The sequence below is a fragment of the Algoriphagus machipongonensis genome (genome assembly GCF_000166275.1).
Lineage (GTDB): Bacteria > Bacteroidota > Bacteroidia > Cytophagales > Cyclobacteriaceae > Algoriphagus > Algoriphagus machipongonensis.
Map to the genome: position 1 here is coordinate 3647351 of NZ_CM001023.1, position 24917 is coordinate 3672267.

Sequence of the window (24917 nt, forward strand, 5' to 3'; positions counted from 1 at the left end):
CTAATTTAAAAGGAATGAGGTAAAGACCCTTTTATTTTACCACATTCCTTTACATTTCAAAAAATCATCCTTTGAAAAAATCCCGAAAATTAAATCAATGCTTGAATTGCGGGAAAGAATTGTCAAAAGAATATAATTTTTGTCCCAACTGTGGTCAAGAAAACAAAGACCAAAAGGTGTCCATCTTTCGGTTTGTACAGGATTTCTTTTCTAACTATTTAAATTTCGAGGCCGTATTTTTCCGAACCCTACCAGCTTTCTTTTTTCATCCTGGACGTTTGACCAATACTTTTAATGAAGGGAAAAGAAGACAATTCATTCATCCAATCCGACTTTACCTCATCAGCTCTCTTTTCTACTTCTTTGTTGCTTCCTTAGCCATACCAGGAGATGTCCTTGATCGAATCATGTCTGGAGAACTCACCCCCAAGAATGTTAATAACCAGACTGGAGGAATTGTCAAATTCAATATTGACGACAATAATATCTTGGATTCTCTAGAGAAAAGTGGAGATCTGGAGGAATTGAGATCACTGGGAGTTAACCTTGACACCTCAAAGTCTAATCTTGAAAATCTTCAAGCAATCAATCAAGTCATAGAAGATACGCTAGCAAAGGGAAAAAGCGATTGGATAAGGCTAAGAAGACTATCCATAGATCCAGAAATTTCTGACACCGAATTTGACTCCACGATTAGCAAAACTTCCTTTGACATACTAAATTCTCTAGGGTCTGAGCAAAGACGCAGGTTTATTGCAAATTCTGGACTTTTTATTTCTAGCGCTATTCAAAATCTACCGGTAATGATGTTTATCCTATTACCGTTTTTCGCGTTCTTACTATGGCTATTATACATTCGAAGTCATAAGTATTATGTAGAACACCTGATCCATGGTTTACACCTTCATTCCTTTGCTTATATGATTTATGGGCTTGGAATATTATGGATAGTAGGAACGGGGCTGGCAATTACCATTGCATACCTTATCTGTTTCCTTTGGGTGACTATATACACCTATTTATCTTTAAAAAATGTTTCCCAACAAGGATGGTTCAAAACCTTATTTAAGCTCTGTGTGCTCGGCTTGTTTTACTTTACGGTATTATCAGCTGCCGTTGTTTTAGAACTTTACATATCACTGATGATTTTCTAATAAAAAAACCGGCCTAAGCCGGTTAAATATTATTTATGAATTTCCTTCATACTTTCCCGATGGGCATCCAATATCTTTTCTATTATTTCATCAGTCAAAGCTGTAGAAAGGAATAAGCTTTCAAACTGGGAAGGTGCCAAATACACTCCTCTTTTCAGCATGGCTTGGAAGTATTTTCCAAATAAGCCTGTATCTGATGTTTTCGCAGTCTCGAAGTCATACACTTCATGATCTGTGAAAAACATAGAGCACATACTTCCCAATCTATTGACGGTGTAGTTTAAGCCAAGCTCCTTATTGATATTTAGAATCCCTTCACTGATTAACTCTCCAATATGATTCAACCTTGCATATTCTTCAGGATGCTCATTTAGATGAGTTAGCATCGCCAAACCTGCAGCCATTGCAATAGGATTACCTGACAAAGTTCCCGCCTGATATACAGGACCCGCTGGAGAAACAAAATCCATTATTTCTTTTTTACCTCCATAGGCTCCAACCGGCATTCCACCTCCGATGATTTTACCCAATGTGGTCATGTCTGGAATCACACCATACAATTCTTGAGCGCCACCTTTGGCAAGTCTAAACCCGGTCATCACTTCATCAAAAATCAAGACCATTCCTTCTCGAGTACAGATTTCTCGAAGCCCTTTCAGGTATCCTTCTTTTGGAAGGCAGAGTCCCATATTACCGGGAACTGGCTCAAGAATTAAAGCGGCTATTTCACCTTTGTTTGCAGCTACCAACTTCTCAACAGCTTCCAGATCATTGTAAGGAGCAACTAAGGTGTCTTTTGCAGTACCTTTTGTAACTCCAGGAGAATCAGGATCTCCCATCGTCATGGCTCCAGAACCAGCTGCAATCAAGAAAGAATCTCCATGTCCATGGTAATGTCCTTCCAGTTTAATAAACTTATCTCTTCCAGTATACCCACGGGCCACACGGATAGCTGACATGGTGGCTTCCGTACCGGAATTCACCATTCTCACCTTTTCAACTGAAGGAACCATACTTACGATCAATTCAGCAATATCCACTTCCTTAGCTGAAGGTGCTCCAAAGGAGGTTCCTGTCTCCATGGCTTCAAGCACTGCCGCTTTAATTTTGGGGTGATTATGACCCAAAATCATTGGCCCCCAGCTATTGATCAATTCGATAAACTCATTTCCATCTTCATCAAAAAGGTATGCTCCTTCAGCCTTCTTGATGAAAAGTGGCTCCCCGCCAACAGCACGAAATGCTCTAACAGGTGAGTTTACACCACCAGGTATAAAATTTTGGGCATGTGAAAATAGCTTCTTGCTTTTTGAAATCTCCATGAATTACTGTACTGGTTTCAACTCCCCTGCCTCCATACTGAAAACAGGGACATATTGGTTATTATTACTGTTTTGAAAATTAAATCCCCAAGTGACTTTACCTTTTTGAAATACTGCTTGATCCAAATTTCTTTTAAAGTCAAAGCCCTTGGATGGCCCCATATTATTGGATACCCAATAAATTAACTCTCTTCCCAAAGTGGTATTTAGGCTAGGATACTCCAAATTTTTGGCATAAAAATTCTCCTTAAACTGCTGCATAGCCTCTGCCTGAAAATGTGGAGTATTGTTAGAAATGAAATGAAAATTTGGGAAGGCTAACATTTCATAATTAGCAAAATTAAACCCTAACCAAGAATCCATTACATAAAAAGGTACTGAGGTAGTTACAGATTCCATCAAACCAAATGTGGGCTGGGCAATGGAAGGATCATCAGTCAACAAAATGATCTGATCTACATCCAGCTCCACACTATCCATCCCTGTCCTTACTCCTTGTTTTTGAAGAAAATCAATTACATTTCCTCTATTTACTTGTTGAGCATCGACCACTGAAAAACCAGCCGAAGTCAACTGATCTGTCAATAACAATCCTAGTTGCTCGTCTCTGGAGCTACTGCTATAGCCCAACGCCACTTTCTGACCCCAGTTTTGTTTCCTTAAAGCATCAACTACACCTTTGGAAATGGAGGCTACAGAAGGTCTGAATAGGTAGCTGAACTGTGTATTTTCAAACCGCTCACCAAGATTGGATAAAGGGTGAATTAAAGGGATTTTTGAAGTTTCTGCATAGGTGCTTACAATATCTACCTCATCAGGATAAATGGGGCCAATAATTACATCAGCTTTGGCAATATCTGGATCAGATAAAAGCTCTTGAAGGTGATCCAGATCTCTCTTGGAATCAAAAGTCTTTAACGTCACCTCTTTTCCTTCTTCCTTCAGTCTTGATACCGCAAAATCAATTCCTTGGTACAATTCAAAAACAAAATTTGAAGGATCTATAGCACTTATCGAACTTGGGCCTGAACCCGTAAAGGGAAGTATCACGACAATATCTAGCACCAAGTCTTTCACTTGATTTTGAGAATCTGCTCTTTTACCCTGCAATTCGTAGTAAGCAGCTCTTTCAGTGGCAGAAAGAATTGTCTGGCTTTCCAATACTACCTTTAAGGCAGCTCCGAAACCTTTATTTTCTTTAAACTCCTGAAGATTAGCCACCATAAAGCTGGCACTGGTTTTCTTTAAATTTTCAAAAGTCGCATCTTCAGCCAATTCTTTGACGGAATCTTTCTTCACTTTTTTAATTGCTCGAAGCGCCTCGACATTTTGTTGGTTTTGGAAATAAGCTAGGGCCAACAAATAGTTGGATTCATCTGATTTCGTCCAAACTTTTGATGCAATCGGCTTTAATGCTTCAATTGCTTGCTCAGGCTGATTCGCTCGATATGCGGCTTCGCCTAAATGGAAAGCAGCGTAATTTGCAAGGTTACCATATTTTTCAGCATCTAAAAACTCTCTGAAAAGCGGCATCGCCTCCCAATAATTTTTAGATTTTAGGAAATCCTGGGCTTTTTGATAGTCCGCAGGGATTGTCTGCGCAAAAGTGAGGGTGACCAGAAAAAAAGCGCAAAGCATTAAGAAATATTTTCTCATGTATCTGAAAGTGAATCAAACATCAAAACAGGGTTTGCAAATTTAACCCAATATTTTCAAACCCAAAGTTTGGGCCGAAATGACTAAAAAAGTAAAACCTGAAGAAATTCACTCCAGGTTTTACATTTTTTAATAGTATATCAATTAATTATTTGAATTTTACTCCCATTCAATGGTTGCAGGTGGCTTGGAAGAAATGTCATAAACAACTCTATTTACACCTTTTACTCGATTGATAATTTCATTGGAAATCTTGCCCAAAAACTCATAAGGTAAGTGAATCCAATCAGCAGTCATTCCATCTACAGAGCCTACAGCTCTTAATGCAACCACTTTTTCATAGGTTCGCTCATCTCCCATCACACCCACAGATTGAATAGGAAGAAGCATCGCGCCTGCCTGCCAAACATCATCATAAAGTCCATGATCCTTCAGCCCCTTGATAAAGATGTGATCCACCTCCTGCAATGTTTTTACTTTTTCTGCCGTTACATCGCCTAAAATTCTGATTCCCAGACCTGGACCCGGAAATGGGTGTCGACCGATGATAGTTTCCACAATTTCCAAGGCTCTCCCCACTTCTCTTACCTCATCTTTAAATAAAGTATTCAATGGTTCCACTACGGATAGCTTCATAAAGTCTGGCAAACCTCCCACATTATGGTGAGATTTAATGGTAGCTGAAGGTCCTTTAACTGAAACAGATTCGATCACATCAGGATAAATCGTACCCTGACCTAACCATTTCACTCCTTCTATTTTATGGGCTTCATCATCAAAAACCTCAATAAATACTCGACCAATAGCTTTTCTTTTCCCCTCTGGATCAGTAATCCCTTCCAATGCATCATAAAAACGCTGCTTAGAATCCACACCTATGACATTTAAGCCCATATGCTTATATGAGTCTAATACTTCCTCGAATTCATTTTTTCTAAGAAGGCCATTATCTACAAAAACACATGTCAATTGATCACCAATTGCTCTGTGAATCAAAGTCGCTGCAACTGAAGAATCTACTCCTCCTGATAAACCCATCACTACTTTATCCGAACCGATTTTCTCTTTTAGATCCGCAACAGTAGCATCAATAAAAACATCAGAAGTCCAGTCCTGAGCACAGCCACAAATATTAACTACGAAATTTCTTAAAAGATTTTTCCCCTCGGTAGAGTGAGTCACTTCCGGGTGAAACTGAATCCCATAAGTTTCTTCATCCTTCACCTTAAAAGCTGCTACACGTACAGAAGTCGTACTCGCAATCACTTCAAATCCCTCTGGTAACTCCTTAATCGTATCACCATGAGACATCCAAACTTGAGATCCATGACTCATTTCTTTCATTAGATCATAATGTGTATCAATATGATCTAAACTTGCTCTACCATACTCTCTTATTTCGGAAGGAAGAACTTCTCCACCGTATTTCTGAGCTAGTAATTGGGAACCATAACATACGCCCAAAAGTGGTAGCTTTCCTCTCAAAACATCCAGGTCTAAATCAGGGGAGCCCTCGTCTCTTACGGAGCAAGGTGAACCTGATAAGATCACTCCTTTAATGTCAGAAGTGATTTCTGGTACTTTGTTATAAGGATGGATTTCGCAATAAACATTCAGTTCTCTAACTCTTCGGGCGATGAGCTGTGTGTACTGAGAACCGAAATCGAGGATCAAGATTTGTTCTGCCATGCGCAAAGGTAAGCAGGTCAGTTAAATTGAGGAAGTGTTCTGCGAAATTTTACAGAATAATGTTTGGTCACCCTGAGCAGAGTCGAAGTTTTGGAAAATAGAAGGATAAAAAAATGCCTTTGAAACAACTCTAGTATTGGTTCTAAAAAAACGTGAAAGAGCTACCGTAAATCCATTTTCTATACAAATTTCCACTGTTTTTTTAGTATTTAGCGTTCGAAAACTGAATTGACTCCCTACTTCCATGAAATCTAAAATTGCGCTCCTAGGCCTACTCGCCGCTTTATCTTTTCAAACCTTCGCTCAAAAATCTCCAATCAATCCTATCACAAAACCATACTTTAAAATGGTCAGACCGGAATTCAAAGGAGATTTGGCTTATGAAACCGTGGCTTTTGTGGAGCAATACTGGAGGGTAGCCGGAAATACAGGCTTCAACAATTCAGTGGATTGGATTGTAAAAGAACTGGAAAAGTCAGGATATGTAGCAGAAGAAAATGCTACAGCAGAGAATCGACTGACATACCGAATCGAAACAAGGGAAATGGATAGACCGACTTGGGAACCAGTTTATTCTTCTTTAAAGATTGTCGGTGAGGATAACTTCCTTTTATCTTCAGAAACAAACAGAAACATGATTTACATGAATTCTAGCTCTACTCCTGAAGAAGGAATTATAGGAGAAGTAGTTTATGTAGACTCCCAAGATGAATTAAATGAAGAGGACCTGCAGGGTAAAATTATATTTTCTGATGTTCTGGGCTATAGGCACCTTCAGTCATTTGTAAAGAAAGGCGGAGCCTTAGGAATCCTGACCTATGATATGCCTCCCTATCTTCAACCTGAGAAAAACATCACTTCTATTCAATTCCGTGGTTTAAGGCATGATCCTGAAAATCCAACTTGGGCTTTTGCACTTTCATTTGAAGCAAAAGAAAAGTTAAAAACAGCACTGAAAAAAGGGCAAGTACAGGTAGAAGTTAAGGCGAAAACCAAAATCTATGATTCTGAGGAATTAACTGTGGTAGCCAATGTCAAAGGTTCTGAACTTCCTTTGGAAAGTTTGGTCTTTTCTGCTCACATCCAAGAACCGGGAGCAAATGATAATGCTACTGGCGTAGGAACACAATTAGAAATGGCTAAAATCACAGCTGATCTGATGAAACAAGGCAAGCTCGATCTGAAGCGGACCTTAACTTTCCTTTGGGGAGATGAGATCATTTCTACCAGAAGGTATATTGAAGAGGAAGATAAAAGAGATCCAGAAATCAATTGGGGAATATCTCTCGATATGGTAGGTGAAAATACTGAAGTCACTGGAGGAACTTTCTTGATCGAAAAAATGCCTGACCCAAGTGCGATCTGGACAAGAGGAGAAGACAAGCACAGCGAATGGGGCGGCCGCCCATTGACTGTTGAGGACATGAAACCTCATTACTTAAATGATTTTATCCTGACCAATTTCGAGGCACAAGGAGAATATGCAGACTGGATAGTCAAAACCAATCCTTTCGAAGGAGGTTCAGATCATACTCCGTTTTTACGGGCTGATATTCCGGGATTATTGCTTTGGCACTTTACCGATCAATTTTACCATACGGATAACGATCGTTTAGACAAAGTCTCTCAAAAGACAATGGTCAATGTCGGAACTGCGGCTTTGGCTTCAGCCTATACATTGCTGAATGGAGATATTAAAACTGGAGAAAAGTTAGCTGATTTACTTCTTGCCAAAGCGACTCAGAGACTGCAGGTCGAGGCGATATTAAGTAAGAAAGCGATCGAAAATGGCGAAGATGCAGCGGAACAAAAGTTAATTCTCTCGACTTGGAAAGATTGGTACATGGATTCTCTGGAATCGATCAAGGATATTTCTACAACACCTAATAAGGAATTAGAGAATTCTATTTCTTTGGCAAAGAAGAAATTGGAAGGCATTTACCAAACAATACTGCTTTCACTTTAAAATATTACCAAAGTGAATATCCAATACTTAAACACATTAGTAAAAAACGATCCCATATGAAATTTAATTCTAAATCGGAATGCTAGCCCCTTAGGCCATCTTTATCCTAGTACTTCCCCCGTCAAAAGCATTTATTTTTCGTGAATTTGAAATTTTCAACACGAAGAAAATTCCTTTAAGGTGCAATCATCTCTAAGATATTTGTATTTTCCATAGTTATAAATCAGGTATTTAGCTTAAGAAAATATCTATTTCTCGTTTTTTCAACACGCCTTAATTAACCCAAATGAAAAGTCTGCTTAATGGTCTAGGTTCAATTTTCCTTTTTCTTATTTTCACAGGTTGTGGCTCTTCAACAAATGACAAAGATTCTTTGGATCCATCAGGATTTACTTTGTCGGAATCGGACCTCCCCGAATATGAAAAAAATATTGATCATCAGAGATTAATCAGCGCTTGGGGAGATAGACAAGGCGAATCCATCCGGACAGGCGAGCACATTTACAATAACATTTGTTTCAATTGTCATGGAAATCCCGATCAGGAAGGATCGATGCCCAATGCATTTAAATTTTGGAAGGATGAATTTAAAGTAGGAAAAGACCCCTATTCCATTTACCAAACGCTGACTCGAGGATATGGGTCCATGCCTCCACAAGTGAATTTGACACCGGTAGAAAAGTACGATCTCGTCAATTACTTGAGAGAGAATTTTTTAAAAGAAGATAACCCTGGACAATTTGTTGAAGTTGATTCCACTTATTTGGCTAGTCTACCAGCAGGCACCAATATCGGTCCGGAACCCAAGGAATTTAAGCCTTGGGCGGAGATGGATTATGGGAATTTTTTAATCAACACCTATGAACTGGTTGATCAAGATGCCGCCCCTAGAGAACGATCTTCAGGTAAAGCTCCACTTCCTGATGAAAATCTCATAAACTCCAATTTTGCTTATAAAGGCATTGCTGTGAGACTTGATGAAGGAGATGGTGGAGTTGCTGCAGGCAAAGCTTGGATGATGTTTGATCATGATTTGATGCGAGTAGCAGGTGCATGGACAGGAGAAGGATTTATCGATTGGGAAGCGATATTATTCAATGGAAGACATAACATTTCGCCAAGAACAATCGGCGAACTTCATTTTGAAAACCCAGTAGCTCCAGCTTGGGCCAACCCAGCTACAGGCACTTTTGATGACCCAAGGTTTACAGCTAGAGATAAAAGAAAATTTGGTCCATTACCTCGGGAATGGACACATTATAAAGGCCTCTACCAACACGGTGATCAGATAATTATTTCTTACACGGTGGGCAAAGCAAGAGTTTTGGAAACTTTTGGGTTGGAATATTTGGATGACCAACCTGTTTTCACCCGAACATTGAATATTTCTCCTTCGGATAAAGTGCTAAAAATGAGAGTCGCTCCAAGCAGCACAGCCGTTGCTTTAGTAGGTAATGGGGCTACTTTGAAAGATCAGGGAGGTTTTAATGTGTTGGAAGTAAGTTCTAATCAAAACTTGAACATCAAATTACTGATAGCAAAATCAGGAACCCAAGGACTTCAGGAATTTGCCAAATCAATGGCACCACCCGAGGATTTAAATAAGATAAAAGACGGTCCTGCAAGATTTCCTGAAAAGCTGACCACCAAAATCATCAAAGGAGAGCAAGACGGTCCTTTCCAGGTGGATATCATGAACCCACCTTTTGACAGTCCATGGAAAAATCAGTTTCGATTAAGTGGTTTGGACTTTTTTAAAAACCCAAATAAAGGAGTCATCTGCTCCACCGATGGAGATGTCTGGTTGGTGGAAGGATTCTTAGAAGATTCAGGAGAACTCACTTGGCAACGTATTGCTTCAGGCTTATTTCAGCCTTTGGGAATAAAAGTGGTCAATGAGGAAATCTTTGTCACCTGCAGAGATCAATTGGTTCGTTTGCATGATTATAATGGGGACAATGAGACAGATTTTTACGAGAGTTTCAACAATGATCATCAGGTGACTGACCACTTCCATGAATTTGCCATGGGGCTTCAGGTGGATGAGCAAGGGAATTTTTATTATGCCAAGAGTGGCCGTCATGCCCGAGAAGCATTGACCCCTCAGCATGGGACTTTGATCAGGGTAAGTAAAGACGGCGAAAAGACAGAAATCATTGCCAAGGGATTCCGAGCAGCTAATGGTGTATGTCTAAATCCTGATGGGACTTTTATCGTGACTGATCAAGAAGGCCACTGGAATCCAATGAATAGAATTAATTGGGTCAAAGAAGGAGGATTCTATGGAAACATGTTTGCTTATGACCCTCCTGCCGATAGCACAGAAAGTGGCATGGAACTGCCTTTGGTTTGGGTGGAGAGAGATATTGATCAATCACCTTCCGAATTACTTTGGGTGGACAGCAAAAAATGGGGAGCTCTGGATGGAAAATTACTAAACCTATCCTACGGCTATGGAAAAGTATTTGTCATTCCGTATGAAAAGATTGGAGAACAAGTACAAGGAGGAATCGTGGAACTACCGATCCCGAGATTTTCTACCGGAGTGATGCGAGGAAGTTTCAATCCCGGGGATGAACAACTATACCTTTGTGGCTTATCAGCTTGGGGATCCACCCAGCCACAATTAGGTGGACTTTATCGAATCAGAAAAGTCGATCAACCTTTGGCCATTCCCGTAGGCATCAAAGCCACTACAGCAGGGATTGAGCTTAGCTTTACCGATGAACTCGATCCTGCCAGCGTCAATCAAATCACTAACTACACTGTGGAAACTTGGGATTTGTTGAGATCAAGAAATTACGGGTCCGAGCATTACAATGAAAAATTGCTAACGGTGACAAAAGCAGAGCTTGCGGAGGATAAAAAGACGATTCTTCTAACTATCCCAGACATTAAACCAACTTGGGTCATGGAGATCAACTACCAATTAAAGGATAAGAATGGCAATAGCATTGATGGATCAATTCAGAATACAATTCATCAATTGGGAGAAATAGCTACCAGGTAACACTCTTATTGGTCTTTTCGGTATGTATTAACAGCTTTTATAGAAATGCTTTTGCCCAAGTTTGGCTTCAATTTCTTTCGCTGTTTTAGTGATAGAAAGCCCTCCCAAATTGGTACATCTAAGAGTATTAGGGATACTTTTCCCTACCTCATACATGGTTTCAATCACCTCATCTAAAGGTATCAGGTGATCATAATTTGCCAAGGCCATATTTGAGCAGGAAAGGGCATTAGAAGCTGCCATCACATTTTTGTTGAGGCAGGGAGCTTCTACCCTATTTCCAATTGGGTCGCATATCATTCCTAAGGAACTTTGCAGTGCCATTGAAGCTGCAGAAATACTTTGATTGAGGCTTGCACCCATCAAACTGACTATCGCTGCTGCAGCCATGGTAGAACCAGAACCACATTCAGCTTGACAACCTCCAACTTCTGCAGCAAAGGTGGAATGTGCTGCGATAAATACACCAATTAATCCGGCAACCATCAATGCTTTATTGGTTTCCTCATCAGAAAGTCCCAAAGAATCTGCTACTCCTAAAACCGCACCGGGCATAGCCCCACAGGATCCTGCTGTAGGCGCCGCAACGATAACTCCCATGGAACTCTTTACTTCCATGATGGCGGATACATACATGATAATCCGGTTTAGTACATCCCCATCAATTAGTTTCTTTCCTTCCATCATGGATTTGAAATTCACAGATTGAGGCCCTAAAATCCGGTCTTCAAACTTGGTACCTTTTAGGCCTGTATCTACAGCATTTTTGAGAATTATTCGGATTTCATCCATTTTTGAAAGCACTTCATGTTCAGGAATATTTCCTCGCATACTTTCATATTTTACCGCTAATTCCCAAAGACTTAAATTCTTGTCTTTGTTGTAAGTCATCATCTCCTCACAAGTGATAAAAGGAACTTCAGGATTCTTACCAGCCAAGACTGGAAGCACTGGCTTGATTTGTTTGATTTGAGAGACTCCTTCTATTTCTTTTAATTCCTCTAGAATAGATTTATCGATAAATGACAAATCAGTTACAGCCAAAAATTCTCCTTGATCAGTATGGATTTCTAATTCCTCTGAATCTAAGGATTGAGCAAGAAACGTCTTGATTTTTGACAAATCTGAAGAATAAACCAATGTCACATATTTATCTCCAGCGAGTGAAACTTTCACACCATCAATTTCTATCACTTCAATCATGCCTCCTCCCGTAGAATTGGCGATTACCTGATGCTTTTCCCAAGGATTTGATAAAGTGATTTGATAAGTATTGGGGTGATCATACCTAAGCTCCTTGATATTTATTTTAAATTGAATACCTGCAGCTCCCAGATGCATTTCGGATTGAACCAATCGCTCATCATAAGCTTCCCAGCCCAAAAAACCTCCGAATAAGCCCATGTCTGAGCCTTGATCCTTATGTGTAGTTGCCAATGAACCATTCGGATCAAAATCTATTTCAATCGTAGAAATTCGTCCATCCATAAGATCATGACATATCCTGCCTATCCTTAAAGCTGCTGCACAATGAGAACTCGAAGGACCTCTCATCACAGGACCGATGACATCATTAAAAATACTAGGGTAATTCATGGAGCAATTCTTTAAATGAAAGGAACATTGTATAATTTCGACAATGTTTACCAAACAATCAAATACTTTACTCTGGACTAGTAAACAACATGATTTAAAGCACCTTACAAGGGAGAACCTTACTTTTTTGAGAAAGCTTTTTCCGGATTTTCTTCCAATAACAATTTCCAATCGGATTGATCAAATCCTTTTTCGTTAAGAGCTGGCATCAACTCTTTAAAAATATTAGTGAAGGGCTGAAAATCTCCCCCATCGGGTTTGGCAGGATCGTACCAACCGGCATCATGAGAGATCAGGATATTTCCCAAAATGTCATTTTCTTTGGCAAAAAGTAAGCGATCCACATATTCCTGAATAGACCAACCTATTCCATCCAAGCTGATCCAAACACCCAATTGAGCAGCTGAAAGATAATTTTGAAAATCCTGCTCCGCTTGAGCATGAACCCAGACAAAAGCAGATGGATCAATCTCCATATTTTGTAGAATTTCTACTTCCTGCTTGGCGGTATTCCAAGTTCCGGTATGAGAAGCAATCGTCAAATCGGTAACCGAATGGGTAATTCCTGCTGCTCTAACTAATTTGGCATCCAGCTCTCTCAAAGGTTCCTCCTCATTGACAGAAATCTTAATAAAGGCCGGTTTGATTCCACTTTCATCAATCCCATTTTCAAAATCAGAAATCCAGCGATTAGCGATTTGAGAAGCATTTTCTGTTTTAACAAAGTCAGGAAGATATTTGCCACCCACGGCTCCATAAAAGCCGGTATTGGTCATGATTTGTATCCCGGATTTTTCACTTAATATTTTGAGCAAACCTGGATCTTTAGCCAAATAACTTGGCGTACAGTCAAAAATCGTTTTTACACCTAATTCTTTTACCTCTAGTAAATAAGGCAATACTTTTTCGATGACTTTATCCCTATCATATCGATTAGATGATACGGAATCCGCACCGATAAAATCCACCAACATATGTTCATGGATCAGAGTAAGACCAAGTGAATCTAATGAGATGGCTCCGGTAACTGAGTTGAAACCAGCCTTTTCTTCATTTGCTGGTTTAGAGCATGAAAAAGAGAATATTGCAATCAGCAATAAGAAAGAATAACGACTTTGCATTTTTGAATTTACTTATCTCAATTCATAAAAGTAAAAAGTTTGAACATCCTTTTCTACGGCATCAGGATCTTCTCCAGGTTTAGAGGTAGAAAAAATAAGATCTCGAATGATATTTAATTTTACATCCAACTCACCTTCCCAAAGTTTTTCTTTGCCTTTGAAAATTTGATAAACGCTAGTGGATTTATACTTATCCACAACTTCCATAAACTCTTTACCTCCCGCCATATTTTTAGGCAACTGATCCACCTCATCTTTAGGTGCTGCCCTTTGGAAACTTGTTAATAAGTAATCATTTGAAAAAGTAAAGCTGATATACTCACCTGCGGCCAAACTCTTAAAAAACTCCAAATTACTTCCTACTTCAGTGGGTTCAATTAGCTGATAGCCATCTTCCGGTTTTAAATCCCAATAATCTAACAAAGTCAATTCAGGAAAAGAATAGACATACAATTCTGGAGAATTTGGAAACAAAAGGTATAGTGTATCTGGAGCGAACTGAACTAAAGGATCCAATTTTGAATAATACCCCGGGTTTTTAGCCAAATGACTTTCTTTTGGAATATATTCAGAATTTAGAATTTCATAGGTCTTGATATCTCTAAGGGTAATAAAAGGATAAGCGGTGCTATAATTTTCTTCTTTAATTACACTGGGACGGTCTTTTTCTTCAATCGAAAAAGTATAAAGGATGTTTTTATAGGTATTAAAACCATGGCTTCCTCCCACTGTGCGCGTAACAAGCTCATAATTGTTCTCCCATTTACTTTGCAGAATGAAATCCAGATCATAGGAGTAAGTACCGGTAATGGTCTGAATTAATATTTCTTCATCTGCCCCATATCTAGCGGCTACAAAATAGCCTGCTTGCATGCTGTTTTTACCATCTCCTGTCAAATTTGCAGATTTTAAAATCTCTCCATCAGGGTTGATCCTCAGGAATTCTGAAGTTTTCCAGTCATAAAATAAAAATTCAGAATGGTCGATTTTGGCATCAACCAGAGTTGGTTTTGTCAGCCTATCTATCACCAAACTATCTATAATCACTAGCTCGGGAATATAGCTTGTAGCACTTTCCCCTTTCTCCTTTCTCCTTTTCAGAACATGCAAAGAGCAAGACAAAAACAGTCAATAAAAAAATGTTTTTCATAATTTAATTTTACTAACAAGATAGGTAAGCAAGCCTAAAATCCAAAAATTGTTAAACCTCTTGAAGTTTATCTTGTTATGTTTTTATGAACCTCTACAGGATTTTAATTTTTGTCTATTTAGTCATGTCTCCTTTTACAAGTTTTGCCCAAGATCTTTCCGAGCACCGATGGAAGGATCGATTAGTTATCCTGCAAGCAAATGACCTCAATAATCAACTCTTAAAGGAACAGATACTCGAGTTGAGGAACAATAATGAAGGACTGAAAGATCGACAAATTATTGTTTACCAAATCATCCAAAACAAGTATCAAAAAGGGATTTATGATGAAAATGAATGGGTGAAATCCGAGGGGAAATTCACTTCTCATAATGAAGGGGATTCTCCTTTTCAGTTTACCCTTATCGGTTTGGATGGAGGCATCAAACTAAAAAATAATGAGCCAATTAGCTGTGAGAAGTTATTTGGGACAATTGATCAAATGCCCTTGAGGCAATCTGAAATCCGAAGAAAAAAAGATGGGGATAATTTTTAACCAATGAATTAAACGTTCCACGCTGACTTACTTTTTTGCTCTTTTAAATTCATTAAAAGTTAAAATATGGAATTAATACTTCCGTTATTTTAATGGTTGGTGTAGTTCCCTAATTGTTTGAAAATTAAAATTCCTAAAAATGGCAAAGATCATTTCCAGTCCTGATTGTGGAAACTCCCCGAAAATGGCCTTCCTAAAAGAATTCAATATTGCTTTTGTAGAAGGGGAAATCCCATTTCTTGTAGACAGTGTTACCGAGGATATTGTATGGAATTTAGTTGGAGACAAAGAGATTAAGGGAAAAGAAAATTTTGCTCAGGAATTAGAAAATATGAAAACGGAGAAGGTTTTAGAGTTGAAGATAGAGCAAATCCTATCCCATGGGAAAGAGGGAGCGATCCATGGAATCTTGAAAATGCAAAGTGGAAAGAAATATGCTTTTTCAGACTTTTATAGATTTAAGGGAGCAAAAGGCGATAAGATTAAATCTATCACTTCCTATGTAATCATTATTTAATAACCAAAAAGTAAGTTATTCATGATATGATTTTTTCCCTTATTTATTCGCTATATTATTTTTTTATAAATTATTTAAATAACTAATTATGCCAGAAATAACCTACACAGTTGAAGTCAAAACAGGGTACAAAGGGACTAATGCAGACATTGAAATTTTTTTAATGGGCACTAAAGGGAATTGGAAAGAGTTTCAATTAATGGATAATCCAGGACTTGATGATTTGGAGCCAAACCAAATAAGCACATTTACTTTTTACGATGATATTGATATCGGCACAGTCACAGATATTGCTTTAAGACCACGAGGGCCTGGACTGTATCACGATAATTGGAAAATGGATGAAATTAAAATAAACTCCAATGCTAAAGACTCAATGGAATCTACATTTGGCGAGCGAAAAAGATTATTTGTTGGAGATGCGGAACCAATAATTCTCAGAGCAAATGAATTTCCTTCAATAAATTTAATTAATAAAATAGAAAATATTAAGGTAAGTAGTTACGTAATTGCCGAAAATAATTTCGGGGGTAATGCTACAAAAGATCATAAAGAAACTTCTGAAATCATTGAAAGTGAAAGCTTAACAATTTCAACTGAAGATTCTCTTGCATTAAAACAATCTTACGAGATGCAAACAGGAGTAAAAGTTGAAGGAATTGTTGATGTCTCTTCAACTTTTTCAAGTGAAATAGCGGCTACTTTTAAGCAAGTTGTAACAAACCAAAAGGAAAAAATTATAAAGAGGTCTAATTCATTTTCATATGAGGGGAAAGACAACCATTGCAATTTTTTTATCTATACAGATTATGAAATAAGAGTTATCGGAACTTATGATATAGGAAAATCGAAAAAAGGCAAAGTCGAAAAACCTATTGAAAAGCATAGAACAGTTGTGATTAGATCATTCAAAGCCGTCGATCAAAAATTAGATGGATCAAATGAAAGTTTTGAAGAAATGTGGGTCAAGGCGGGTGAATCATTAGAAAATATTCCTAAAACTCCCACTTTAGCTGATCTTGAGAAATAAAAATTGGAATCAGAGCTTCTTATTTTCCTTAGATAATTTATTCAGCAGAATAAATAATAAAACCCGATTCTTTTGAATCGGGTTTTATTTAAATCACAATATTATATTATTGGGCACTTGCCTGAAATTGGTTAAAGTCAAAGTTTTCGAATATCGCTCCAACTTTTTCCTGCATGGAAGACATATTTTTAATGTCTTCTGCAGTTAGTGCTCCAGAAGCATATCCTTGCCATATCTGGTTTCCGGATTTAGCATCCATAAAATTTACCAGGACAGTACCCTTATCAACGGGTATCATCTGTACAGCCTCGGATCTTGGTCCAAAACCTAAATAGTCTTGTCCATTATCCAAAATGTACTTTCTCAATTCAGTATCTTCTTCAAGTACTGTAAAATTGATCAGCATCTCTGGAGCCTTTTCATCTTTGGCAAAGCCTCTAGCTTCCATTTGAAGCTCTACGGCATCTTTAATCATCTTTCTGGACGATTTATTATTGAATACCAAAGCATCAGCCGGTCCAACCAGCGCATAGGCGTTAGGGATCGTTTCTTTATCGGAAATCCAAGCATAGGTTCTGTAATTCTCTAAGCTTGCATCCCCATCTTCTCTAGTGACTACTTTCATCCCTTTGTTAGTACAGGAAGATATAGCCAGCGAGAATATTGTGAATAATAATAAATAGCTTAATTTTTTCATGGTCCTTGAATTTTTGGTGAAACATGTCTAAAGGAAATGCACTTATTTCAACCATATCATAGGCCTTTAACCCTGTTCTGGGTAGTTCTAATCAAACCTCCTTTAGGATTACACTTATATATGTTCCAATACCATTCCAAGAGAACGAAACAGCGTTTAAATACATAAAACACTGATTATTAACATTTTAAAAATTATTCACGTAGAAAAACCTCAACAATTTGAGGAAAAAATTTCGACGCCATGAGCAAAAGAAATGGCTTAATTTCAAACCAGAGACCATTAAACAATAATTTCCCCCCTTCTATATCACAAAGTATAGGCAATTCCTAACGGCTATAGTACTTTTAAATTGATGTATCAAATGCCTTAAGCGCACGAATTATTTTTAATCTATGAAAAAAGTATCCTACTTATTGCTATCCCTTACTTTACTAAGCCTTAATAGCTTCTCCCCTCCTGAACCCAAACCCAATAAACAACCTAATATCATCCTAATTTTTATTGATGACATGGGTTGGGCTGATTTTTCCAGTTTTGGAAATACCGATGCCCAGACACCAAACTTTGATCAAATGGCTTCAGAAGGCATCAGTTTTGAGCAGTTTTATGTCAACTCTCCTATTTGTTCGCCTTCCCGAGTAGCCATCTCCACAGGCACATATCCTCAGCGTTGGAACATTACTTCTTACTTAGATAATCGTGCTCAAAACCAAAAACGAGGAATGGCAAGCTGGCTGGATCCTTCAGCGCCTATGTTGGCAAGAAGCCTCCAAGAAGCAGGATATGCCACGGGCCATTTTGGAAAATGGCATATGGGAGGGCAAAGAGATGTGAACAATGCTCCTGCTATTACTGAGTATGGTTTTGATGAATCTCTTACAAATTTTGAAGGAATGGGAGCAAAATTATTGCCCCTCACTAAAGATGAGACAGGAAAAGTCGGGCGTATCTGGGAAGGTGCAGAAATACTAGGAGAACCTGTTACCTGGATGCAAAGGTCCGAGATTACCACAGGCTTTATCAACGAGGCAATACAATTTATTGACGAAGCGGAAAAGGAGGAGAAACCCTTTTATGTAAATATTTGGCCAGATGATGTACATAGCCCTTATTGGCCTCCATTTGAAGATTATGGCCTTGCCAAAGAAGATGGTAAAAGAGGTTTGTACCTGGCAGTTCTGGAAGCAATGGATCAGCAGTTTGGTAAACTTTTCGATTACATCAAGTCCAATGAAAATTTACGAGACAACACCTTAATCCTTATTTGTTCTGACAATGGTCCGGAACAGGGAGCTGGTAGAGCCGGAAACTTGAAAGGCTATAAAACCCATTTATACGAGGGAGGAATTCGCTCCTCTTTAATTGTTTGGGGAGCTAGCTATATTGATGATCATGCAAAAGGATCCCGCAATAAAGAATCTGTATTTTCTGCAATAGACTTGAAGCCTTCATTGCTAAAGTTTGTGGGAACTACGGATTCTAAAAACTCTATTTCAGATGGAGAAAACATGATTAAAACCATTCTTGGTGAATCTAAAAAATCCCGTCAATCTCCAATTTTTTATAGCAGGCCTCCAGACAGAAAAAACTATTACGGGTTTGAAAATCTACCTGATTTGGCAATACGTGAGGGAGACTGGAAACTTTTATGCGACTATGATGGAAGCAGACCTGAATTGTATCAATTAATTGACGATCCTGGAGAAAAGCAAAACCTTGCTGAACAACATCCCGAGAGAGTAGCCTCTATGAGGGATAAAGTAGTCTCTTGGTATCAATCGATGCCGGTTTTGGAAACAGAGACCATAGAATAGTAAAACTCACTTACTCTAAGACCTTTAAAATAAGAAAGCCGAACTTCACAGTCCGGCTTTCTTTGTTGGTTTAGTATCTTATATTTTTATTTCTCCAAAGAGATATATTTCAAAAACTCATTCCTGGATTGCTCATCTTTTTCAAACTTCCCAGAATAGAAAGAAGTCACTGTGGAGCTATTCGTATCCTGAACACCTCTAGAACTTACACACATATGATTAGCGTCCAATATCACTGCTACATCATCTGTCTTCAGCACTTCTTTAAGCTCGTTTCCTATTTGCATAGTCAATCTCTCCTGAACCTGTGGTCTTTTGGCAAAATACTGAACGATCCTATTGATTTTAGAGAGTCCAATTACTTCCCCTTTAGAGATATAAGCAACATGGGCATTACCATATATTGGCACAAAATGATGCTCACAATGGGAGTGGAAAGTGATATCCTTCTCCACTAGCATCTCTTTGTACTTGTACTTATTTTCAAAAAGCTTGGCAATAGGCTTATTTTTTGGATTTAAGCCGCTGAAAACTTCCTTAACATACATTTTTGCTACACGATGGGGAGTTCCTTTCAAACTATCGTCCGTCAGGTCCAATCCCATGATATGCATGATTTCACGAAAGTGTTTCTCGATCAATTCGACTTTTAAGTCATCATCCATCTCAAAAGCATCCTCTCGCAAGGGAGTTTCAAGGGAGGTTCCTACATGCTCCTCTCCAATTTCCTCTAGGGAAGCTTGTGAAATGTCAATTCCCATCGTATTCAACAAAGTTTCTTTCTGTTTCATATAGTCGAATCGTTAATTCGAATTTCCGATCAATTTTTTCCCTTAAAATATTCCAAATAACCACTGCAATGTTCTCAGCGGTTGGGTTAAGTTGAATGAATTCATCGGTATCCAAGTTTAAATTTTTATGATCAAATCTTTTTAATACAAACTCCTTGATCAAATCGCTCAAGAGTTTCATATCATATACGTATCCCGTCCTGGGGTCTATTTCCCCCCTCAATTTCACAATCAATTCATAATTGTGTCCATGAAAATGAGGATTATTACACTTTCCAAAAACAGCTTTGTTCTGCTCATCAGACCAATCTGGGTTATGTAAACGGTGGGCTGCATTGAAATGCTCTTTTCTAAAGACGGTGACTTTCATGAATTAGTTGAACAGGGATAACTCATTTTTGTTTAATTTTATTTAATTTTTATTAAACAACCTTCAGATATCGCTGCCCTTCAATGGTTTAATTTTAAATATCCTGCAAAAGTACAGAATAATATTCGGCATGAAAAACCGTTATTAACCCTAGCGCCTTAATAACGGGAAATCTGCCTATTTAGGTTCCCCTCATCCAATGTCCTAAAAGTGACTTAAATCATAAAGTTCTGATTAGATGGAACTTTTAAAATAAATTTTCTGCTTGTACCTTTACGATATCACCCAGATTATATGATTACATCAAATTTCCTAATTCCCATTCTTTGGATTTTCAGCTTACATACGCCTTCACCTGCATCGATCGAAAAAGTAGAAACGGTCATTGAATCCGAAAATCCAACATCCCTTTACGATCAATTAGCTGAAAAAACCTCAACTCTACCCAAAAAGGAAGTATTTGAGTTGGCCATGCAAGGATGGAAAAATTTAAGTAGTGAACTGAAATCACATGTAGTCACCATCATAGACTTTAGCTTACCTTCTACTGAAAAACGCCTTTGGATCATCGATCCTCATAAACAGGAAGTGTTACTTCAATCGGTCGTTTCTCATGGCAGAAATTCAGGGAATTTAATGGCAACGACCTTTTCCAATACTCCAGAATCTTACAAAAGTAGCTTGGGCTTTTATAAAACTGCAGAAACCTACCATGGTAAACATGGCTATTCTTTACGTCTGGATGGTTTAGAAAAAGGATTTAATGATCAGGCCAGAAATAGAGCGATTGTTATTCACGGAGCTGATTATGCTCGTGAAGAATTTGCCAAAAGCGTTGGTCGACTAGGAAGAAGCTTAGGCTGCCCTGCCTTACCTTCTGAAATATCATCAAAAGCGATAGATTTCATAAAAGAAGGATCACTTCTTTTTATTTATGGTCAAGATGAAAAATATCTTAAGACCTCTCAATTGATTCAGCCTTCGGAGCAGATCGCAGGGCTTTGAGCAACTCCGCGTCCCTATTGTAAATATCAGGTCGGAAATGTCCTTGGCCTTTATCGTCTGTCCAAAATGTCAGGTATAGAAGTAATACAGGAACCTCCCTATTTAATTTCACTACCTCCTCATTTTCTTGATGCATCGCTTCAGAAATCTTTTCAGTAGTCCATTTTTTATCCCTCAGTAAGGATTTTGCAAATTGATCAGGATACTGTATTCGAATACATCCATGACTCAAAGCTCTTGACTCTCTCTGAAATAGACTTCTTGCTGGTGTATCATGAATATAGATGTTGTAATCATTAGGGAACATAAATTTCACCAATCCCAATGAGTTAGAACCTCCTGGTTTTTGCCTAATTCTAAAAGGAAATTCCTCTCCATCTTTTTCTTTCCAATTCACCTTATTAGGGTCCAAGACCTCTCCTGTGTTTGACACAACCTCCATATTTTTCTCCTGTAGGTAGGCCTTATTCTTTTTCAGGGAAGGAAGTATTTCATCTTGAGTAATGGAAGAAGGGATATTCCAATAGGGACTAAAAACAATGTAGCTCATAGGTGCAGAAAACACCGGAGACTCATTATATTCTTTACCCACAATGACTTTGGCACTTAAAGTTGTATCCCCTTTATCCAAATAATCTAATTGATAATTGGCAATATTTACGAGTACCAGTTCCTCATCCCAATTGATTTCTGGAAGCCAACGCATTCGCTCCATGTTGACAGAAGCAATGTCTATTAATTTTTCTGGTGAATCATTGAGAAAACCAGCGGTCAAATCTCCAATCGCTCCATCCGGTTTCATTCCATTTTCTATTTGGTACTTTTTCAGACCTTCCCACATAGTGGAATCAAAAAGCAATTCATCTTCTGTCTCATAGGTATCCAGAAAACCCCAAAACTGAAGTCTTTCTCTAAGCTTGGGAACAGACTGGTTTCTATCTCCCACTTTGAGGGATTGCTCAAAACTCACTTGCTTCCAGTTTAAAGTATCTCTTTCACTGGTTTCATAAAGTGTTTTCAAGACTTCTCTTCCTTTACTATACATATCTAACTTTGGATAGAGGCTAGCCAATGCATCTTCTATGTCCTCTCCTTCAGCAACGGAATTCAGCAGTTCTAGAGGATCTGTGTTTGACTCTTTTGCCTCAAGCTTCCAATAGGTACCTCGTGATTCAGGGCCTATTTTACCCAACTCCAAATCCTTAGCTAGCCTAAAAAACGCATCGGTCATTAGAAAGTCCAAGTCTACCAATTCTGGTGTAGACTTCGGTTTTAATATCTTTTGTTGGCTTTTGATATCTTCAAAAAACTCCTGGATCAAAGCAAGATTATAATCCTCTGGATTTAACCCATCGTATTTTACATTTTCCAACTCTTCAAGAAAATCATTGGCTGTAGAATTGATCTTTCCATTCTTTGACCAAACCTCTTCAAACTCTCGGTTTTTATAAAAAGACTTGAGTTCATCAGAAGTCTGAAATCTTTTACCTTCAATTTGAACCGATTGACCCTCCTCGAACTTAGATAGCCTAGTTTCGATTTCCTCGGTCAAATCTGATCGCTGAAGTTTGGTGAATAAAAAGAATGCTGCTGTGACTAAAAACAGCACAAATAAGATAATAAGTGGTTTGTTTTTCATAGTTCGGAGTGGCTATCATTAATAATAGACCTACTCCCTCTACTTCAAATTGAATGCTCCATATGAAGCATTTTAAAAAATCAGCTTAAAATTGCTTTCAAGGCTCATTTTGATGGAAAAATGAGATTTTACGCCACATTGATATTTCTTTTTAGAGAAAAAGATTACCGGATTTGGGGAAAGCAAAGGCAATACTTTTTGGTATTATTTACCTAATGCAACCAGCACTTCCTCATCCCTTTCATAGATATCTTCCCTAAAGTGAGCCTCTCCTTTGGAATCTGCCCAAAAGGTTAAATACACCAAGACTACTGGAATATGGCGATCCAGCTGCACTACTTTTTCATGGGTCTGGTGCATGGCTTCATCAATTTTTTCACTTGTCCAATAAGGGTCATAGGATAAAAGTTCTTTGGCGAAATCCTGAGGGTTTTGAATTCGGATACAACCATGACTTCTTGCTCTATCATCCAGTGCAAACAATGAACGGGCATTGGTATCATGAATGTAAACATTATGCTTATTGGGAAACATAAACTTCACCAGGCCTAAAGAATTTCCTGGCCCTGGTTTTTGACGAACCATGTAGGGAAAAGATTTAGAATTCCAGTTAATGGTAGAAGGATCTAAGACCTTTCCAGATGAGGTAACGACCTCCATGTTTTTAGCAGCAATGTAATTGGGGTTTTTCCTGACGCTTGGAATGATTTCACTATGGGTAATCGAATAAGGAATATTCCAATAGGGGCTAAAAACGATGTAGCTCATCTCCGCCATAAAAATCGGGGACTCATGGTATTTCCTACCTACAATCACACGCTCCGAAATCAGGGTGTCTAAATTTTTTAAATAGTCCAATTGGAAGTTGGCTAAATTCACCAATATAAACTCAGCATTCTTGACTGTATCGGGAAGCCACCTCAAACGCTCCATATTAACCCTAGCCTTGTTCAATCGATCTTTGGGAGAATCATTGAATGCTTGAGCTGTCTGTGGGCCAATCACCCCATCGATATCTAAACCATGAGTCCCTTGAAAATCCTTGATTCCATCCATCATGATAGAGTCATACACCTTTTCATCTTGGACAGCATACTCTTCCAAAAGCTCCCAGTAAATCAGTCTTTCTCTTAGTCTGGGAATGTCGGAATTAGAATCTCCTACATGAATGGATTTGGAGATTTTAACTTTCTTCCAATTCAAAGTATCTTCTTTCACTTTTTCTGAAAGCTCACGAATTACCTCTCTACCCTTTTTATAAATACTGAATTTCGGGTACAAACTCTCCAAACTTTTACGAATAGCTTTTGTTGCTACCGCTTTTTCCAATAGTGTAGGATAATCATTCGTAGGCTCTTTTCTGGCAATCTCCCAATCCTCACCAAACTGCGAAGGATCCACCTTCCCTATTTCTAAGTTTCTGGCCAATTTAAAAAAAGCATCACTTAAGAAAATATCTAAATCAGCCAGATCACCCGGAGCATTTTTGATACCATTTTCCTTATTTGACTCAAAGGTGGAAAAGAATGACTCTATAACATTCAAATGATAATCCTCTGGCACCAAACCATCAAATTCGGCCTGTTTAATCTCAAACCTTAACTCATAAGCTTCTTCTGTTAATATTCCTCCAACTGACCATGCATTTTTAAATTCACGGTCATTGTAAAAATGGATGATATCATCCGCAGTCAATAAGGACGTATTACGGATTTCAATATTTTCCATGGGCACATCAGATTCCATTCTAAATCTGATTAACTCTGCCACCTCTTCATCTGATTGAGCAAAGACAAGGCTGGAGAAAGTAAAAAATACTAGCGAAAAAGATATAAAAATCGTTCTACTCATG

At 38.3% G+C, this 24917-nt stretch carries 19 protein-coding genes and 1 pseudogene; 9 read left to right on the plus strand and 11 right to left on the minus strand.

Annotation, left to right across the window (positions count from 1 at the left end):
* Positions 1-101: 101 nt before the first annotated feature.
* A pseudogene (locus ALPR1_RS21100) lies at positions 102-155 on the plus strand (zinc-ribbon domain-containing protein); the annotation flags it as partial.
* A 21-nt stretch (positions 156-176) separates the two neighbouring features.
* Positions 177-1154, plus strand: coding sequence for a DUF3667 domain-containing protein (locus ALPR1_RS15340; RefSeq protein ID WP_237701564.1), 978 nt, complete (start codon positions 177-179; stop codon positions 1152-1154).
* Between the two features lie 29 nt (positions 1155-1183).
* Here ALPR1_RS15340 and hemL read toward each other — a convergent pair whose 3' ends face one another.
* The 3 genes from hemL to guaA form a co-directional block, all read right to left on the minus strand.
* Complete coding sequence (hemL, locus tag ALPR1_RS15345) at positions 1184-2476, minus strand: glutamate-1-semialdehyde 2,1-aminomutase (RefSeq protein ID WP_008202053.1); 1293 nt, start codon at positions 2474-2476, stop codon at positions 1184-1186.
* A gap of 3 nt (positions 2477-2479) precedes the next feature.
* A complete protein-coding gene (locus tag ALPR1_RS15350; RefSeq protein ID WP_008202061.1) occupies positions 2480-4132 on the minus strand; it encodes an ABC transporter substrate-binding protein in 1653 nt (550 codons plus the stop codon).
* Positions 4133-4291: 159 nt separating this feature from the next.
* On the minus strand, positions 4292-5821 hold the full coding sequence (gene guaA / locus ALPR1_RS15355; RefSeq protein ID WP_008202062.1) for a glutamine-hydrolyzing GMP synthase: 1530 nt from the start codon (positions 5819-5821) through the stop codon (positions 4292-4294).
* A gap of 244 nt (positions 5822-6065) precedes the next feature.
* On the opposite strand from guaA, the gene ALPR1_RS15365 reads away from it, so the two are divergent.
* Positions 6066-7787, plus strand: a complete 1722-nt coding sequence (locus ALPR1_RS15365) for a M28 family peptidase (protein WP_008202063.1) — start codon at positions 6066-6068, stop codon at positions 7785-7787.
* A gap of 286 nt (positions 7788-8073) precedes the next feature.
* Complete coding sequence (locus ALPR1_RS15370) at positions 8074-10797, plus strand: DUF6797 domain-containing protein (protein WP_008202064.1); 2724 nt, start codon at positions 8074-8076, stop codon at positions 10795-10797.
* Positions 10798-10824: 27 nt separating this feature from the next.
* On the opposite strand, the gene ALPR1_RS15375 is transcribed toward ALPR1_RS15370, so the two are convergent.
* From ALPR1_RS15375 to ALPR1_RS15385, 3 genes are all read right to left on the minus strand, one after another.
* Positions 10825-12393, minus strand: coding sequence for an L-serine ammonia-lyase, iron-sulfur-dependent, subunit alpha (locus ALPR1_RS15375; RefSeq protein WP_008202065.1), 1569 nt, complete (start codon positions 12391-12393; stop codon positions 10825-10827).
* Between the two features lie 119 nt (positions 12394-12512).
* Positions 12513-13514: a phosphotriesterase family protein gene (locus ALPR1_RS15380; protein ID WP_008202066.1), complete on the minus strand. Its 1002-nt coding sequence runs from the start codon at positions 13512-13514 to the stop codon at positions 12513-12515.
* Between the two features lie 12 nt (positions 13515-13526).
* Positions 13527-14636: a hypothetical protein gene (locus ALPR1_RS15385; protein ID WP_153231822.1), complete on the minus strand. Its 1110-nt coding sequence runs from the start codon at positions 14634-14636 to the stop codon at positions 13527-13529.
* Between the two features lie 152 nt (positions 14637-14788).
* Here ALPR1_RS15385 and ALPR1_RS15390 point away from each other — a divergent pair, with 152 nt between their 5' ends.
* The 3 genes from ALPR1_RS15390 (at position 14789) to ALPR1_RS15400 (ending at position 16746) form a co-directional block, all read left to right on the plus strand.
* Positions 14789-15199 (plus strand): DUF4174 domain-containing protein, encoded by a 411-nt coding sequence (locus ALPR1_RS15390; protein ID WP_040302911.1) that lies wholly within the window; start codon positions 14789-14791, stop codon positions 15197-15199.
* A 139-nt stretch (positions 15200-15338) separates the two neighbouring features.
* Positions 15339-15716, plus strand: coding sequence for a nuclear transport factor 2 family protein (locus ALPR1_RS15395; protein WP_008202070.1), 378 nt, complete (start codon positions 15339-15341; stop codon positions 15714-15716).
* Positions 15717-15804: 88 nt separating this feature from the next.
* Positions 15805-16746: a PLAT/LH2 domain-containing protein gene (locus ALPR1_RS15400; protein WP_008202071.1), complete on the plus strand. Its 942-nt coding sequence runs from the start codon at positions 15805-15807 to the stop codon at positions 16744-16746.
* A gap of 106 nt (positions 16747-16852) precedes the next feature.
* Here the strand turns inward: ALPR1_RS15400 and ALPR1_RS15405 are convergent, their stop codons facing one another.
* Positions 16853-17443, minus strand: coding sequence for a DUF4136 domain-containing protein (locus ALPR1_RS15405; RefSeq protein WP_008202072.1), 591 nt, complete (start codon positions 17441-17443; stop codon positions 16853-16855).
* A gap of 395 nt (positions 17444-17838) precedes the next feature.
* Between ALPR1_RS15405 and ALPR1_RS15410 the strand changes: the two genes are divergently transcribed.
* A complete protein-coding gene (locus tag ALPR1_RS15410) occupies positions 17839-19260 on the plus strand; it encodes a sulfatase-like hydrolase/transferase (RefSeq protein ID WP_008202073.1) in 1422 nt (473 codons plus the stop codon).
* Positions 19261-19346: 86 nt separating this feature from the next.
* On the opposite strand, the gene folE is transcribed toward ALPR1_RS15410, so the two are convergent.
* Both folE and ALPR1_RS15420 read right to left on the minus strand, forming a co-directional pair.
* On the minus strand, positions 19347-20051 hold the full coding sequence (folE, locus tag ALPR1_RS15415) for a GTP cyclohydrolase I FolE (RefSeq protein WP_040302914.1): 705 nt from the start codon (positions 20049-20051) through the stop codon (positions 19347-19349).
* The gene (locus ALPR1_RS15420) at positions 20011-20421 is read right to left on the minus strand and encodes a 6-pyruvoyl trahydropterin synthase family protein (RefSeq protein ID WP_008202075.1); all 411 of its coding nucleotides are present in this window, start codon (positions 20419-20421) and stop codon (positions 20011-20013) included. The genes folE and ALPR1_RS15420 overlap by 41 nt, the downstream gene beginning before the upstream one ends.
* A 294-nt stretch (positions 20422-20715) precedes the next feature.
* On the opposite strand from ALPR1_RS15420, the gene ALPR1_RS15425 reads away from it, so the two are divergent.
* Positions 20716-21426 carry a murein L,D-transpeptidase catalytic domain family protein gene (locus tag ALPR1_RS15425; protein ID WP_008202076.1) on the plus strand — a complete coding sequence of 237 codons (711 nt, stop codon included), beginning with the start codon at positions 20716-20718 and terminating at the stop codon, positions 21424-21426.
* Here the strand turns inward: ALPR1_RS15425 and ALPR1_RS15430 are convergent.
* The gene (locus ALPR1_RS15430; protein WP_008202077.1) at positions 21377-23065 is read right to left on the minus strand and encodes a L,D-transpeptidase family protein; all 1689 of its coding nucleotides are present in this window, start codon (positions 23063-23065) and stop codon (positions 21377-21379) included. The two genes, ALPR1_RS15425 and ALPR1_RS15430, sit on opposite strands and share 50 nt — an antisense overlap.
* A 204-nt stretch (positions 23066-23269) precedes the next feature.
* Positions 23270-24916, minus strand: a complete 1647-nt coding sequence (locus tag ALPR1_RS15435; protein WP_008202078.1) for a L,D-transpeptidase family protein — start codon at positions 24914-24916, stop codon at positions 23270-23272.
* Position 24917 lies beyond the last annotated feature (1 nt).

Bases quoted from the DNA above. Each gene is read 5' to 3' on its own strand.
- hemL (WP_008202053.1), bottom strand. From the start codon at position 2,476: ATGGAGATTTCAAAAAGCAAGAAGCTATTTTCACATGCCCAAAATTTT.
- ALPR1_RS15350 (WP_008202061.1), bottom strand. From the start codon at position 4,132: ATGAGAAAATATTTCTTAATGCTTTGCGCTTTTTTTCTGGTCACCCTC.
- guaA (WP_008202062.1), bottom strand. From the start codon at position 5,821: ATGGCAGAACAAATCTTGATCCTCGATTTCGGTTCTCAGTACACACAG.
- ALPR1_RS15365 (WP_008202063.1), top strand. From the start codon at position 6,066: ATGAAATCTAAAATTGCGCTCCTAGGCCTACTCGCCGCTTTATCTTTT.
- ALPR1_RS15370 (WP_008202064.1), top strand. From the start codon at position 8,074: ATGAAAAGTCTGCTTAATGGTCTAGGTTCAATTTTCCTTTTTCTTATT.
- ALPR1_RS15375 (WP_008202065.1), bottom strand. From the start codon at position 12,393: ATGAATTACCCTAGTATTTTTAATGATGTCATCGGTCCTGTGATGAGA.
- ALPR1_RS15380 (WP_008202066.1), bottom strand. From the start codon at position 13,514: ATGCAAAGTCGTTATTCTTTCTTATTGCTGATTGCAATATTCTCTTTT.
- ALPR1_RS15390 (WP_040302911.1), top strand. From the start codon at position 14,789: ATGTCTCCTTTTACAAGTTTTGCCCAAGATCTTTCCGAGCACCGATGG.
- ALPR1_RS15395 (WP_008202070.1), top strand. From the start codon at position 15,339: ATGGCAAAGATCATTTCCAGTCCTGATTGTGGAAACTCCCCGAAAATG.
- ALPR1_RS15400 (WP_008202071.1), top strand. From the start codon at position 15,805: ATGCCAGAAATAACCTACACAGTTGAAGTCAAAACAGGGTACAAAGGG.
- ALPR1_RS15405 (WP_008202072.1), bottom strand. From the start codon at position 17,443: ATGAAAAAATTAAGCTATTTATTATTATTCACAATATTCTCGCTGGCT.
- ALPR1_RS15410 (WP_008202073.1), top strand. From the start codon at position 17,839: ATGAAAAAAGTATCCTACTTATTGCTATCCCTTACTTTACTAAGCCTT.
- folE (WP_040302914.1), bottom strand. From the start codon at position 20,051: ATGAAACAGAAAGAAACTTTGTTGAATACGATGGGAATTGACATTTCA.
- ALPR1_RS15420 (WP_008202075.1), bottom strand. From the start codon at position 20,421: ATGAAAGTCACCGTCTTTAGAAAAGAGCATTTCAATGCAGCCCACCGT.
- ALPR1_RS15425 (WP_008202076.1), top strand. From the start codon at position 20,716: ATGATTACATCAAATTTCCTAATTCCCATTCTTTGGATTTTCAGCTTA.
- ALPR1_RS15430 (WP_008202077.1), bottom strand. From the start codon at position 23,065: ATGAAAAACAAACCACTTATTATCTTATTTGTGCTGTTTTTAGTCACA.
- ALPR1_RS15435 (WP_008202078.1), bottom strand. From the start codon at position 24,916: ATGAGTAGAACGATTTTTATATCTTTTTCGCTAGTATTTTTTACTTTC.